This window comes from Mycoplasmopsis alligatoris A21JP2, from assembly GCF_000178375.1.
Classification (GTDB): Bacteria; Bacillota_I; Bacilli_A; order Mycoplasmatales; family Metamycoplasmataceae; genus Mycoplasmopsis; species Mycoplasmopsis alligatoris.
The window spans coordinates 1-15,194 of sequence record NZ_ADNC01000029.1 but is presented as its reverse complement, the minus strand read 5'-3'; the positions used below and the strand labels follow the sequence as shown (position 1 = coordinate 15,194).

Genomic DNA, 15,194 nt, shown 5'->3' with positions numbered 1-15,194 from the left:
TAACGTTCCAGTTTTATCTGAACAAATAATCGATGTAGAACCTAATGTTTCTATACTTGAAAGTGATTTTATAATAGCGTTTTCACGTGCCATATTTTTAACACCAATTGCTAAAAGCACTGTGGTAAAGGTGATTAAACCTTCTGGAATAGCAGCTACAGCCAATGAAATAGATGTAATTAATGAGTTAGTATATACGTTAATATTGTCTCAACGATCACTAATTATATTGTCTAATAGGATTTGTGCTAGTGCACTTGAAATTAATAAAACAATTCCTAAAATACTAAATACTTTTCCTAATTTATTTAATTTTATTTGAAGTGGCGATAATTGTACATCTTGTTGTTGGATTAAATTATTAATTTTTCCAATTTCAGTTTTTGTTGCGGTGGCAGTTACAATTGCAACTCCACGACCATTTGTTACATAAGTTCCGGCAAAAATACTCTGTTTTCTATCACCTAATGCCATGCCTTCTGTGTCTTGTGCTAAGTGATTTTTGTCAACTGGTAACGATTCACCAGTAAGTGAAGATTCAACAACCATTAAGTTAAATGATTCTAATAATTTAGCATCAGCACTAATTGTATCTCCAGCTTCAACAATAATAATATCTCCAGGTACTAGTTGGCTAGAAGGGATTAAAACAATTCTTCCATCTCTTAGAACTTTTGAATTTGTTTCATTTACTTTTTCAAGAGCTTTTACAGCTTGATCACTTTTTATTTCCTGATACGCGCCAAGCATACTATTTAGAACAACAACTAGTAAAATAATAGCCGGTTCAACAAAACTTATAATTGTTTCACTCATTCTATTTTCAGTTCCATGACTTACAACTTGATAAATAGCAACTGATACACTAAAAAGTGCTGCAGTTAAAAGTAAAATAATCATAAAATCCTTAAATTGCTTTAAAAAAGCCATAAAAGGATTAATTTTTTTTGAAGAGTGCATCATGTTTAAGCCATAAATACTCACTCTTTGTTCAACTTGTTGAGTGCTTAAACCTTTTTCTCGGTCTGTACTTAACAACTCTTCCTTACTTAATTCAGGGATAATTTCTTGATTTTTTTGTTGCATATTTTCCTTGTTTTCTATAAATATATAATTGTTTATATTATATTATAAAAGTAACTTTTAATCATTATTCTAGATATTTTTATTACAAGAAAAAAACGTAAAATTTTCATTTATTTATCGTAATTAAGATAAATTATTTTATTATATAAATAATATATTATAATTATAGAATATTTATGAAAGGAAAAAATTATGAATCAACAACCAAGTAGAAAAAGCAGACTTGCTTTAACTTTACTATCATTCTTTTTAGGAACATTTGGAGTAGATCGCTTTTACGCAGGTAGAATCGGACTAGGACTTTTAAAATTATTAACTTTTGGTGGTCTAGGTATTTGAGCACTAATCGACTTTGTTTTAGCAGTTATTGGAACTCAAAAAGATGATGAAGGTAAATACATCTCTGACTGACAAATTTAATTAAAAAAATGAGCTTGAAACTCTTTTTTTAATTACTATTTTTGTGATTCATAATAAACATTAATTTCTTCATCGGTGTATGAATAAATTTTTGAAAGAATATTTATAATTTGTTCTGATCTGCGATCTATATTTTCAAAAATTTCATTTTCTGTCCCTGAAATTTCTAAAGGATCATAAACACCATCAATTTTATTATATAAACCAGTTTTATGTTTCTCTCCAGAAGTCATATTATTGTTTTTTCTTGAATTTTCACTTTTTAACATAATGTCATGATTACCAATTTTTTTTACATACTGATTGTATTTGTTTATATTATTAAATCTAGTGTCTTCTTTATTAATGGTCATTGGTAATTTATGATCTAATGATCAATCGTCATTTGTATCAAAACGATTTTGTTTTTGAATTGATGGTTTTTCAGTATTAATATAAATTGATTGATCATTTTCTAAATAGTATAAAACTCTAAAAAGATAAAACAAATTTAACTTATTTGTAGGTTTTACATTATCAGGTATATTTAAAAATTTTTCAGTAAATTTCTCTTTTAAAATATCTTTTTTATTTTTTAAACCATTGGCTAAAGATGGAATGATATTTATCAGGTCGTTTTGAAAATCAACTAGTGTGTATTGATTAGTTTCTTGAATTTTTGTAGCAATATTTTTCATTTTTATTGGTAACGATTCACCTTTGAAATAAACTGTATCTCAATAAATAACAAATCTTTCTAGTTCAAATAATCATTTTCCTAGTAAATCAACATTTTGATCTTTAACATCGTTTTTTGATTTGTAAAAATTAAACTTATCTAATAATGCTCAAATAACCGGAAATGTTACATTTTTACTAAAGCCAAATGATGCTCCAAAAACATGTTGATGAATTCCATAATTTGTTCAAAATTTCTCATTTTCATCATTTTTATAATTTTTTCACTCATAAATTAAACTAAATTGTGAAGCGTAATTTTCGATTTCTTCAATTATTTTATCTACATTTGTTTGATATTTTGAATAAAGTTCACCTAAAATTTAATGAAAACTTTTTGCAACTTCTACTTCATTTGTTGATTTGTAACTTTTAAGCATTTTTAAATTTAATTTGGTTACAAGATTTTCAGTAAATAATCTAAATTTTATTACATCAATTTCACCGTTTTTCTTTAAGAACATTTTTTCTATTTTGCTATTAAAATTTTTTATTGCTTTATTTGCCTGTTCTGTAGATGATTTTGGATTTTTAATTGATAATGTATATACGTAATTTCTTACTAAATCTAGTGCGTTTAGTGGAACTTGCAATGTGTTTAAATTTGCAAATAGTTTATCGTCATCTTTATTGTACAAAATAGTTGTAGTTAATATTGTATCAAACAAAATATGCTTATAAAATTGTTCAACAGTTACTTTTGAGTCATTCAATGTAGACAATATCACAAGCAACAAATTACTTATCGAGTTATCACTATTTCATTTGTTTAATATAATTTCAAAATCAGTGTAATTAGAAACTTCTCTAACGTTTTCTATTCAATTAAATTTTATAGATCCATCACAATTTCTACTCTCAAATAATTTTTTAAAAATATTTGAAACTTGTTGTTTTTTATGAGACATTTTTTTAAACACTGTATACAAAATTAAAACCATTGTAAATGTTCTTTGTTGTCCATCTATTATGTTATATCTATCTCCATTTTTAGTCAATAAAATATTATTTAAATAAGATTTTTTCTTTTCGCTACAATCTTCTAATAATGAATTTAAAAAAGCTTTTATTGCATCTTGATTTCAAACATATTTACGTTGAAATAATGGAATATAATTATTAGTATATTTCTCTACAAACTCATAAATAGTAAGTATTTCTGAACTATCTTTTATATCATTTTTATTGATTTTATTTTCTTTGATAATGTATTTAGGGAGATTTTTATCTGAAAAAATAACAGTTAGATCATCCATTTCTAAACCAAAATCATTTGCAATAATAGTTGCTAATTTTCTTACTTTTTCTCAGGGCAATAACAGAGAATCGTGGTTAAATCAGTCATTTTAGTGATTGCATCGATTTCCCTTAATTTCTCTAATAGTACTGAAAATTCAAAAGAATATCCTTTTTCTTGTGAATATTTATTTAACGAAGTTAATCAAACAGAGTAAATAAAGGAATTAATTTGTTTGTCATCAGCAACATCATTATTATCATCTATTAGCACTTCAAAACGTAATTTGGTACGATCTAAAATATAGTTTGTTAAAAATTTATTATTTTCAATTTTTTCACTAATATTATTTTTTAAATTATTAATAAATAACTGATTGAATTTGATTTTTTCGTCGTTATATGTATATTCAATAATATCAACGCATTTTAAAAGAGCTAAAAATTGTTTAATTGTTGTTTTTTTATAAGAATTATTAGAACCATTATAAAAAATTATATCCCCTAATTGTTCAAAATAAACTTCGGTTATAGAAGAATCTCTTTCTTTAACAGAAATAGTTAAATTTTGAATTTGTTTTATAAATCTTTCATCTCTTAATCACCTTAAAATGGTATTAAAATAACTTCCAAAGCAAGTACCTATTTTTCAATATTTATATGTTTTATTGCCGATTAAATCTTTATAATTTTTCATTTATTACCTTCTTTTAGTTTTATTTAATGATTGTCCAACAATTGTTTTTATTAATTCATCAGGAATAGAACTTCGCTGAGAATATGATCCTCTTGCCATATGATTATTATTTCCTTTTACTCTATTTTTTAAAAGTTTAAATTCCATATTTGACTTAAAAATAGTTGGTTTTAAACCATAATTTGTATTATAAGATGAATAATATGTTTTATTCATAAAGCCTAAAAAATTTCAGTGATTTTCTTGGAATTCCCAAGTTTTAGATGTTGCAGGATTCTCAATAACTCAAACACTTGGTTTGAATTTTTGAATTATTTTAATTGTTCCGCCTATTGTTTCTTCACCGATTAACCTGCCCGCTTCTTTATTGTCAAAAATCTTCTTTTAACGGGATGACAAGTTTTTAAATATTCTTCATAAAAACAGCATTTTCAACTTTTCACACACCATTTTTGCTAATACTTTTTACCATTTTTGCTGCGCAATCAGCACCAGATCAAGATTCACAAGGAGGTGAAGCTAAAATAATGTCAGGTTTTGGTAATTCTGACAATTGTTTTATAAGACTTAGATTAGTTAAAGATAAATCTATTTTGTGATAAAAATAGGTATCTGATTTAGGGAATTTAACATCATTAATTCCAACCGAATGTACTTCTATATTGTATAAAAAATCCTTTTTATACTTCTGTATAGCACCTTTATATGAAGAAGTTGCATCATCGAAGAGAGCTCATAAAATTATCTTTTTATTGGATCTCTCTCTCCTTATTATTCATTTTAATACTCCTTAATAATTATTACTTTTAATTATAAATTGATTACTTTAAAAGAATTTTAAAATTATTATCTAATAATGCTAATTTTTTCATTAAAAACGTAATAAAAAAAGTTGGTTTTACCAACTTTATTCACGTTCTTTTATTGATTTTTTACGTTTTGAATTTTCAAGATCTTGTATTTGTGTTAAGACAGCTCCAGCAACTACACCTGATGGTATTGCAAAGACTGCAATTCCTAAAATTGAAATAATTATAACAACAACTTTTGAATTAGCTGCATGTGGTGCAAAATCTCCATATCCTATTGTGGTTAAGGTTATTGTGGCATAATACAATGCATCTAAAAAGTTAGTTACAACACCAGAGGACATATCATCATATGCTAATTGATAAGCTTTTTTATACTCTTGAGATTCAACTGGTGCATTTAATTCTTTTAATTTTTCAGTGATTTGTTCATCTAATCAATTAACTTCATTGTTTCAAATGATTAAAGCAAATGCAATAATTAAAATTCCTATAAAGAAAAAAGTGTTAATTAATACAACTCTTTGTTCTTTAAAAACGTTAATAAACACTCTAAATGGAGTAAATACTTTTAGAATTAAAATTAATCTTAATAATCTAATTAGAGTTATAGTTTCAAAAATAGTAAACAAATTATAAGATTTAAGTCCTAAATATTGAAGCACTGAAAACGAAGCAAGAGTTGAAAAAAGTAATATTAAACCAACGCCTGTAAATGGAAAAATTAAAAGTTTAACTCAATTACTTTTTTTAGTTTTATTTCTTACTGGATATGTCAATCAGTGAAGAATATAATCGGCTAAAAAAACAAAAAAAGTAGTAAGTGAAATAATTACTTTTATTGAAGCCAATTCTTTTTGTTTAATAGCAAAACTAAAAAAGCTGAAAAATACTAAAGTGGCTATAATAATTAGATATACGGTTCTTAGAATAACAATTATTTTACGATTTTTCTTAGCGTGTTCTGGTATGTATGAATCGCTAGTTACAATTGTATTTAAAATCTCTAAAAATTGTGGATTTATGTGTTTTTTCATAAACAAATTTTACCAAATAAGTATATTTTGATGTTAATTTTTATATAAAATTAAGTGAATTTTTAATAATTAATATCTTTATGTTATTCAAATATATAAAAATATATATAATGTTTAATTATGATAGATAGCAAGAAGAATGTGATTATTTTTAGTGGACCAAGTGGTGTAGGAAAAGGGACAATTGAAAGACTTTTGTTTGAATTTGATGAACTAAATCTTTCTTTATCTTGTTCTGTGACAACAAGAAAACCAAGACCTGGTGAAATTAATTCAATTCATTATCATTTTATGGACAAATCAATTGTGCAGCAAATGATAAAAGGAAGAGAATTTTTAGAATTTTCATATCACTTTGGAAATTATTATGGAACTCTTTGGTCAGAGCTTGAAAAAATTAATAAAAAAGGAAAAGTTCCGATGCTTGAAATTGAAACACGTGGAGCAAATCAAGTTATAAAAGAGCTTTCAAAAAAGGCCGATGAATATAACATAATAAGCATTTTTGTTTTACCTCCAAGTATGGAAGATTTAAAAGCAAGAATTATTAAAAGAGGTTCAGAAAATGATGATACTTTAAGAAGTCGTTTAGAAAAAGCCCAAGAAGAAATAAACGAATCAAACATTTTTAAATATAGAGTAATAAATCACACTCCTGAACAAGCAGCTAACGAAATTAGAGAAATAATTTTAAAGGAAATAAATTAATGCAAATTTTAAAAAAAACTAATAAAGGTTCTTATCGTCAAGAAAATCAAGACCGTGTTGATTTTTTTGAAAAAGACGGAATTTACTTTGCTATTTTATGTGATGGAATGGGTGGACATTTTGGTGGTTCAGTAGCTTCGTCAACTACCATAAATAGCTTTGGTATAGAGTTTAATAATTATTATCAACTTGATGTAGATAATGCACAAAAGTGATTTTTTGAAACAATCGAGAAAATTAAAAAACAAATGCGTGTGCAAAGTCAAAATGATACAAGTAAAACCGATATGGGAACTACATTAACTGCTGCTCTTATTTTTCCTGAACAAAAAAGAATAATAATTTTTAATGTTGGTGATTCAAGAACATATGCTTTAACTGAAAAAAGAGAAATCATTCAATTGACAAATGATCATAACTGATACACTCAACTAGTAAATGAAGGAATTAACAAAGTTTCTGCACATAAAGCTCTGCATTCACAAGCATTGACAAGTTCAATTGGCCCTACAAAAAGAACAACCATTGAAATGTTTGAAATAACTCAAGAAAGTTATGAAAAAATTTCTTATTTATTTCTTACAAGTGATGGAGTTCACGGTTTTGTAGACAATGATGAATTTCAGGTAACATTAGGAAACAAAAAAATTACAAACGAAGAAAAAATAGAACAAATTTTATCTGTTGCAGAAATGAATGATTCTAACGATAATATGTCAATGATTTTAATCGATTTAAAAGGAGGAGATGATGAATAATCCTTCACATTTACCACCAAGAGAATCTGCTTTATACAAAAAATATAAAATTATTAGTTTAATAGGGACTGGTGGCATGGGAGCAGTTTATTTAGTAGAAACACTAGATTCAGAAAAAAAACGATTTGCCCTTAAGTACAGACATACTGATAGAAATGTAAAGAATTTGGAAAGATTTAAAAGTGAATTGAACTTTTTAAAAAAAATTAAGTCAAAAAATATACCATATGTTTACGATTATCACATTAATGAAGGCATAGACGAATATTTCGTCATGGAATATATTGAAGGTTTAACAATTAAAGAATCTATAAAATTACATGGTTCATTAAACACAAGAACAGCAATAACATATGCAAAACAAATAGCAGCTGGACTTAGTGAATTACATAATCTAGGAATTATTCATCGTGATATTAAATCAGAAAACATAATAATTTCTAAAACTCAAGATATAAAAATTATTGATTTAGGAATTTCTTTGGATTCTGATTCGCAAAGATATACTAAAACAAATAATGTTTTATGCAGTCCATATTATGCGGCTCCTGAAACACTAAACGGTAAGGAACACACAACTAAATTAGTTGATGTATATGCCTTAGGTATATTATTATATGAAATGTTGACAGGTAAATATCCTTATTCTGGATCAGATTCAGCTGGAACTATTATAATGCATAAAAACAATGAAATGCCTCGAGTTAAAGACATAGTCGAAGTTTCTCAAGCGGTAGAAAATATTATTATTAAAGCAACAGCAAAGGATCCTACAAAAAGATATCAAGATATGTGAGAATTACGTCAGGATTTAGATACTTGTTTAAGTGTTTCTAAAAGTATGGATGAGCCTTTATCTACTAAAACAATTAAGCCTAAGAAAAAAATTACTGACTTTATTAATTCAATTTGGTTTACAATAACAGCTATTTTATTAGCGATTTTAATTTTAATAATTTCAATAATTTTAATAGTGGTATTTATAGGTTAATATGATAGGAAAAGTATATTCAATTAATGCAGGAATTTACCATATAAATGATGGTCAAAATGACTATAAAATTCCAGCTTTAGGAAAATTAAGATTTAATAACACTCCTCCTTTAGTAGGTGATTGAGTTGAGTTTAACGATCAATCTTTAGTTTCTATTAAAGAAAGAAAAAACTGATTTATTCGCCCAAAAGTTGCAAATGTAGATCAAGTCATTATAGTAATTTCTCTTTTTGAACCATTGTTTCAAGATTATTTATTAGATAAATATTTATCAATTATAGAATTTAAAAATATTGAACCAATTTTATTTTTTACAAAAACTGACTTAGGACAAAGTCATTGATATGAATATTATAAAAAAATGGGTTATAAAGTTTACTTAATTAATAACAATAATTTTGATAATTCAGTTGAAATAAAACAAATATTTAAAAACAAAGTTAGTGTGTTTTTGGGTCAAAGTGGTGTTGGAAAAACATCAACAATTAATAATTTAAGTGATAATAATTTTGAAACTCAAATCATTTCCAAAGCGTTAGGCAGAGGAAAACACACAACAAGAATGTTGCAAATTATTAAATTTAATGATGGAGAATTAATAGACACACCAGGTTTTAGTTCTTTAGATTTAGATATAAATAATTTGGAATTAGCACAAAGTTTTTGATTTTTAAAACAAAATATTTCCAAGTGTAAATTTAGATCATGTTTACATATAAACGAAAATGTTAAAGATTGTTATGTTAAACAAAATATCGGAAATGAATTTTGACCAGAAAAAAGATATGAAAATTATTTAAAATTAAGTAAAGAAACTAAAAAGGAAAAATGATAATGGAAAAAAATATTACACCTTCTTTATTAAATGTAGAAGAAAATAAACGTTTAGAAATGGCAAATACTTTAATAAATGCTGGAATTAAATGAATTCATTACGACATAATGGATGGAAAATTTGTTCCTAACACTGCAATAAAAACTTCTGAAATTGCTAATATTCATAAAAATGGATTAAGACATTTTAAGGATGCTCATTTAATGGTAGAAAATCCGCTTAATTACTTAGAAGAACTTAAAGATATTGTTGATGTAATGACAGTTCATTGAGAAGCATTTGATGATAAAGATGAATTTTATGATTGATTGGACCAAAATTATGTTGATTATAAAATAGGCTTAGCTATTAAACCAAATACAAGTGTAGAGGAAATAATTGACTTTTTACCCTATGTAGCACTTGTTTTAGTAATGAGTGTTGAACCAGGAAAGGGTGGGCAAGCATTTATTCCAACATCATTAGATAAAATAAAATTTTTAAGTGAATACAGACATAAAAACAACTTAGGTTATGCAATTCAAGTTGATGGAGGTATTAACCAAGATACTTCAAAATTATGTTTTAAAAACGGAGCTGATGCTCTTGTGGCTGGAACTTATTTAGTTGTAGAACCAACTAAAGAAAGAATTAAAACTCTTTTAGGTTAAATTTATAAATAAAAACTCCTATATGGGAGTTTTTTTATAAATAACTTTTCTTTCCTGAGTTTCCAAGTTAGAGAATAAAAAAATACATATTCCCCTATAAAATAGGCGAATGTGTATTTTTTGATATTTATTTACTATTGAAATATTTGTTAAATGACATATTAATTATTGAATAATCATCATTTAATAAAGGATTGTTTGAGTTTGTAATCTTTTTAGTATCAACGATTTTTCCGTTAACTTTATCAACAGTATAATTAGCATTTGCTAAAGCATTTTTGAATCTATCGTTAGTTATTCTGTCGATAACTCCATTTTTATTTAAAAAATCATTAACTACATAAAGAGAGTATTTAAAAACTATTAATGATAATATGCATAATGTAAAATAACCTTTTATATGTTCATTAGTTCAAACATGAACCGGTCTAATTTGTATAGCTGATTTTAAAGTTCTAAAATTTTCTTCTATTTGTCATTGTTTGGCATATGTTTCAACAATCTGGCTTGGAGTCATATCTATTCTAGATGTTTCATAAACGTAATAACCATCGAATTTTTCATCATTCAATATTTTATTTTGATTTAACATAAATTTCGAATCACCAACACTTTGAAAATACTTACATTTTTTAGAACCTAACATTTTATCTATGTTTACTATTCCATGTTTATCTTGCTTTTTAACAAAATTATTTATTAAATTTTCTCTATCATTTTTATCTTTGAGTGCTCTTTTGCTGGAATATGTATAAACTTTTTTTCTAATTTTTCCATTCAAGCGTCCTTTTTTTCAATTAGATTCATACAAAACTTCTTTAGATAAAAAAGAATTATTTTTTTCATATTCACCTATAGATAAAGCACTTTCCTTTATTTCTTTACTTGCAGACATTAAACGATATGAAATAATATAATCAATATTATTGCTTTCTAAAAATCTTAATTTTGCGTTAATATTCATTCCTCTATCAGCAACTATTGTTACATTATTTAAGTTATATTTTTGTTTCATTTCCACAATAAACGGAACAAATGTTTTCATCTCAGGTTTATTGCCTTCGAATAATTTATAGTGAATAGGAATTCCATTTAAATCTGTAACCATACCAACTACTAACTGATCTTCTTTAAATTTTCCGTCTTTTGAATAACCAGGATTTCTAAATCTGTTTCTTACAAATGTTTCAAAATAAACTGTTGTAACATCATAAAAAACAATATTAACTTTTCGATTTGTTTCACTTGCTATTACATTATTAACAGATTTAAAAATTATATCTTTATGATTTTCTACAAAATCTAAACAATTATAAAATGTTGTTTTTTTATTTTTAATGTCATTTTGAAATTTATCTTTATCCTTGAATGATTGAATAAAAGACGATGGATCGATTATTCTCTTTGCAATAATATATTCAATTATTTCTTCTATATTTTTGTGTTTTGTTTTTGGCAAATCTCTAAATAAATTTAATTTATTAATCATTTTGTATAAACTAGAAATTCCATAATTGACTATTTCATGCTCAAATACAGATGAAGAGAGTGAATTTAGTAGATCTTGTTTTACAACTTCATTAGGAGTTTCTGTGCTTAGTTCTAGACATTTATTTTTCAATGTTGCAATAGCTTCTTTGTTCAATTTAGTTAATTCTTCTAAACTGCCTAATCCTATAGTTCGAAAAACACCTTTACCAAATCCTTTTGATATACAAGCGCTTACGTATACTTTATCTTTTCTTTTAGCTTTTATTATTATTCATTTATCATGCATACCTTTATTATACCATATTCAATAGTAAACAATGTATATTTTTTAAAAAAATAAAAAAATGTATATCTATAGATATACACCAATTGTAATTTCTTTAATAACTTGGAAACACAGGGAGTTTTTTTATAAATAACTTTTCTTTAAAGGATAATTATCTGTAAAAGTTTTAACTTTTGCTTTTAATTGTTTAATTAAAAGTTTTGCTTGTGGATCTGGTTTTTTAAAATTTTCTACATTTCTTAGAATTGTATCCATAACTTCAGCTAATTCATCTCATTTATCAAAATCTCTTGATGTCATAGCAGCTGTACCAAGTCTTAAACCACTTGCTAACATTGGACTTAAAGTGTCATTTGGAATTGTGTTTTTATTAGTTGTAATATTAAATTTTTCTAGAATTTTTTCTGCATCTTTACCCGTTATGTTGTAACTTGTTTTAACATCAACCATAAATAAATGATTGTCTGTTCCACCAGAAACTAATTTAGCTCCACGTTTTAAAAATCCATTTGAAAATTCTTTTGAATTCTTAACGATATTTTGACCATATTTTTTAAACATCGGAGTTAAAATTTCATAAAAACAAACTGCTTTTCCTGCAATTGCATGGAATAATGGACCACCTTGGTAACCAGGGAATACTCATCTATCAACTTTTTTTGCAATTTCAGGATCGTTTGTCATAACTACACCTCCTCTTGCACCTCTTAAAGTTTTATGAGTTGTTGATGTAATAATGTGAGCATATTCAACTGGACTAGGATGAACTCCAGAAGCAATTAAACCAGCAATATGAGCTATGTCGGCCATTAATTTGGCTCCACATTTATCAGCGATTTCTCTAAATCTTTTAAAGTCAATAATTCTAGGATAAGCTGAATAACCACAAATAATTAAGTGCGGTTTTTCCTGCATAGCTAGTTTTTCTATTTCATCATAATCTAAGTATCCATTATGATCAACTTCATATGAAACAGATTGGTAAAAAATTCCACTGAAACTTATTTTATAACCATGCGTTAGATGACCACCACTGTTTAGTGATAGACCCATTATTTTCCCACCATGTGTAACTACAGATGCTATAGCTGCAGCATTAGCTACAGAACCTGAATAAGGTTGAACATTAGCATAATTTACATTAAAAATTTTCTTTAATCTTTCTATTGCTAAAGTTTCAACTACGTCAACGTTTTCACATGAACCATAGTATCTTTTGTTTGGATAACCTTCTCCATATTTATTTGTTAAAACGCTTCCTTGTGCTTTAAGAACATCCTCTGAAGCATAATTTTCTGAAGCGATTAATTCAATATGATTTTTTTGTCTTTTTCATTCATTATTTATTGCTTTTTGTAATTCTAGATCATTTAATTTTATATTTTTGTACATTCATTACCTCTATTTATTTGTTGTATTTTTTATTAATTAATTCAATAATAGCTGGTTTAGCTGTTATTCTTAAAGTGACATTGTTTTTGTCTTCTTTTAAATATGAATCTTTTAAATTTATATCATAAAGTTCAAATTCATTTTTAATATCATTTAAATATTTTTCGATTGATTCATTTTTTTGCAATTCAAATGTTAAATCAAGTGTTTTTAATGGTTCATTATCAATGTTTTTAAATTTTTCTAGAGACTCATATTTAGGTAAAATAAATTCTGCTACATATGCATCTGTTTTATCTATTGCTGGGTTAATTTTTCCAATTCAACCTATGAACAAGTCATTTAGGTAAATTTTTGCTGATACATTTGGATGAATAGAGTCATTATTGTCAAATTTCACAAATGTTAAATTTTGATTTTTAAACAATCTTATAATATCTCTTTTAATTTCTAAAAAGCTTCTTGTTGTACTTGCAAAACCCATAAGTGTTAAATTATCATTTACCATACCAATTTCAAAAATATTTATGTTACTAATTTTTCTTTTTTGGTTATATTCTACAACCTCTAATAGCGATGGAATTAATGAATTTCTAATTACTTCACGTTCTTTTGAAACAAAAGTAATTAACTTTAATTTTTCTTTAAAGTCAAATACATTTAAATAATTTTTTTCTTCTGATAAAAGTGTATAAGTTCTAACTTCATTATAACCATTTGCTTGCATAAATTCTTTAAGTAAGGATCTTTTTTGTGTTTTAATACTTAAATTTGTAATAGCAGCTGGTTCAAAATTATCATATGAATAAAATCTAAAAATTTCTTCAATAATATCTTCAAATTTATCAATGTCATAACGATATAAAGGAGCAAACACTTCATCGTTTACTAAATCAAAATCAAAACCTAAACATGTTAATTGTTCTATTGCTTTATGAAATTTTTTTAGTCCATGGTTTGTAAAATTAGAATATAAAAGTAATTTTTCTTTACTAAATTTAATCATTTTTTTAGGACTATTTTTTGGAGAGTTTAAAATATTTGAAAAAGATACTTTAGCATCGCTTAAGTAATTTCTTAAAAATTTTAGACCTTCTTCTAAAATTTGAACACTTACGTAACGGCTAGCTTGATTCGCAGAACTTGATAAAAGTTTTATTTCTTTAGATGAATGTCTTATTAAACTTGGTTTAAAATTACCAATTTCAAATAAAAATTCTTTAGTTTCATGATCTACTTTTGAATTTTCTAATCCCATTACCGATGCTATAGAAATTGGTCCATTTTCATCGTTAACTACTAAAACTTTGTTTACTTCGATTTCTTTATTACCTAAAATATTTAGTTTTCCTGAGTATAAAGAAGTTGTTATTTTTTTACCAATTTTACTTTTATCGTACACATGAGTAGGTGCACCAGTAATTAATAGGTTAAGATTTGTTAAATTAACAGCTCATGAAAAATTAGTATCAATACCATGTTTTGCTAGTAATAATTTATCTAAAAAATCAATATCGAATTCTCTATCACAATAAGATTCAAACATACTTAATTCAGCACTAATTCCCTTGTCTATAGATAAATTAGAAAATAATGAACCTTTATGACTTTTTTCTGAGTAATCAAATTCTGTTTGATAATATGCAGCTAATTCCTTAGCTAAAATTAAATAAGAATTTGCATCATTTCTGTTAGCTGTTGTAGAAACATCAATTATTAAGTCATCTAATCCTAAAACTTCCATAGGATCTTGACTTAGCTTTGCAAAATCTGGTTTTAAACGCATAATATGTTGTCCCTTGTTTCCAAATAAGTCTTTATTAAAGCCTAATTCTTCAAAAGAAGCAAACATACCTTGTGAAATAATGTTTTTTAATTTTTTTTCTTTAAAAATTAAATCTTTCATTCTTGAATTTTCAACAAAACAAACAACTAAATCGTTAACTTCAAGAACATTATCAGTTGTTTGAATTGTTAATAATCCGTTTTTAGTTTCAACTTTTGCTACAGTTAGCAGATCTGAATCGGGGTTTTTATACAATTCTTTTATCAAACCAAAAACTACACCTTCAATATCA

The 15,194-nt window shown here is 25.6% G+C and carries 16 protein-coding genes; 7 read left to right on the top strand and 9 right to left on the bottom strand.

Annotated features, from left to right (window positions below):
• Nucleotides 1–1,086, bottom strand: a 1,086-nt coding sequence (locus MALL_RS04140; protein WP_005684033.1) for an HAD-IC family P-type ATPase, incomplete at its 3' end; no start/stop codon positions are given.
• A 192-nt stretch (nucleotides 1,087–1,278) separates the two neighbouring features.
• Between MALL_RS04140 and MALL_RS04135 the strand changes: the two genes are divergently transcribed.
• The gene (locus MALL_RS04135; RefSeq protein WP_005684032.1) at nucleotides 1,279–1,506 is read left to right on the top strand and encodes a TM2 domain-containing protein; all 228 of its coding nucleotides are present in this window, start codon (nucleotides 1,279–1,281) and stop codon (nucleotides 1,504–1,506) included.
• Nucleotides 1,507–1,541: 35 nt separating this feature from the next.
• On the opposite strand, the gene MALL_RS04130 is transcribed toward MALL_RS04135, so the two are convergent.
• The 4 genes from MALL_RS04130 to MALL_RS04650 form a co-directional block, all read right to left on the bottom strand.
• Entirely contained in the window at nucleotides 1,542–2,183 is a 642-nt protein-coding gene (locus tag MALL_RS04130) for a hypothetical protein (RefSeq protein WP_005684022.1), read from the bottom strand.
• 363 nt (nucleotides 2,184–2,546) lie between these two features.
• Nucleotides 2,547–3,539 (bottom strand): DUF262 domain-containing protein, encoded by a 993-nt coding sequence (locus tag MALL_RS04125; RefSeq protein ID WP_005684031.1) that lies wholly within the window; start codon nucleotides 3,537–3,539, stop codon nucleotides 2,547–2,549.
• Nucleotides 3,521–4,156, bottom strand: a complete 636-nt coding sequence (locus MALL_RS04120) for a hypothetical protein (RefSeq protein WP_005684023.1) — start codon at nucleotides 4,154–4,156, stop codon at nucleotides 3,521–3,523. Before MALL_RS04120 ends, MALL_RS04125 begins: the two co-directional genes overlap by 19 nt.
• Nucleotides 4,157–4,159: 3 nt before the next feature.
• Complete coding sequence (locus tag MALL_RS04650) at nucleotides 4,160–4,372, bottom strand: hypothetical protein (RefSeq protein ID WP_005684018.1); 213 nt, start codon at nucleotides 4,370–4,372, stop codon at nucleotides 4,160–4,162.
• 236 nt (nucleotides 4,373–4,608) lie between these two features.
• Here MALL_RS04650 and MALL_RS04645 point away from each other — a divergent pair, with 236 nt between their 5' ends.
• A complete protein-coding gene (locus tag MALL_RS04645) occupies nucleotides 4,609–4,758 on the top strand; it encodes a hypothetical protein (RefSeq protein WP_318023656.1) in 150 nt (49 codons plus the stop codon).
• Between the two features lie 305 nt (nucleotides 4,759–5,063).
• Here MALL_RS04645 and MALL_RS04110 read toward each other — a convergent pair whose 3' ends face one another.
• On the bottom strand, nucleotides 5,064–6,002 hold the full coding sequence (locus MALL_RS04110) for a potassium channel family protein (RefSeq protein WP_005684021.1): 939 nt from the start codon (nucleotides 6,000–6,002) through the stop codon (nucleotides 5,064–5,066).
• A 120-nt stretch (nucleotides 6,003–6,122) separates the two neighbouring features.
• Between MALL_RS04110 and gmk the strand changes: the two genes are divergently transcribed.
• The 5 genes from gmk to MALL_RS04085 are packed head-to-tail and all read left to right on the top strand — an operon-like array spanning nucleotide 6,123 to nucleotide 9,947.
• Nucleotides 6,123–6,710 (top strand): guanylate kinase, encoded by a 588-nt coding sequence (gene gmk / locus MALL_RS04105; protein ID WP_040545675.1) that lies wholly within the window; start codon nucleotides 6,123–6,125, stop codon nucleotides 6,708–6,710.
• Complete coding sequence (locus MALL_RS04100) at nucleotides 6,710–7,468, top strand: PP2C family protein-serine/threonine phosphatase (protein WP_005684026.1); 759 nt, start codon at nucleotides 6,710–6,712, stop codon at nucleotides 7,466–7,468. Before gmk ends, MALL_RS04100 begins: the two co-directional genes overlap by 1 nt.
• Nucleotides 7,461–8,459 (top strand): serine/threonine-protein kinase, encoded by a 999-nt coding sequence (locus MALL_RS04095; protein ID WP_005684025.1) that lies wholly within the window; start codon nucleotides 7,461–7,463, stop codon nucleotides 8,457–8,459. Before MALL_RS04100 ends, MALL_RS04095 begins: the two co-directional genes overlap by 8 nt.
• Before the next feature lies 1 nt (nucleotide 8,460).
• Nucleotides 8,461–9,297, top strand: a complete 837-nt coding sequence (gene rsgA / locus MALL_RS04090; protein ID WP_005684028.1) for a ribosome small subunit-dependent GTPase A — start codon at nucleotides 8,461–8,463, stop codon at nucleotides 9,295–9,297.
• Nucleotides 9,297–9,947 (top strand): ribulose-phosphate 3-epimerase, encoded by a 651-nt coding sequence (locus tag MALL_RS04085; RefSeq protein WP_005684020.1) that lies wholly within the window; start codon nucleotides 9,297–9,299, stop codon nucleotides 9,945–9,947. The genes rsgA and MALL_RS04085 overlap by 1 nt, the downstream gene beginning before the upstream one ends.
• A 127-nt stretch (nucleotides 9,948–10,074) precedes the next feature.
• On the opposite strand, the gene MALL_RS04080 is transcribed toward MALL_RS04085, so the two are convergent.
• From MALL_RS04080 to MALL_RS04070, 3 genes are all read right to left on the bottom strand, one after another.
• On the bottom strand, nucleotides 10,075–11,724 hold the full coding sequence (locus MALL_RS04080) for an IS1634 family transposase (protein ID WP_005684019.1): 1,650 nt from the start codon (nucleotides 11,722–11,724) through the stop codon (nucleotides 10,075–10,077).
• Between the two features lie 123 nt (nucleotides 11,725–11,847).
• Complete coding sequence (glyA, locus tag MALL_RS04075) at nucleotides 11,848–13,116, bottom strand: serine hydroxymethyltransferase (protein ID WP_005684034.1); 1,269 nt, start codon at nucleotides 13,114–13,116, stop codon at nucleotides 11,848–11,850.
• Nucleotides 13,117–13,129: 13 nt separating this feature from the next.
• Nucleotides 13,130–15,194 (bottom strand): phenylalanine--tRNA ligase subunit beta (locus MALL_RS04070; protein WP_005684030.1); only part of this gene is annotated, 2,065 nt, incomplete at its 5' end.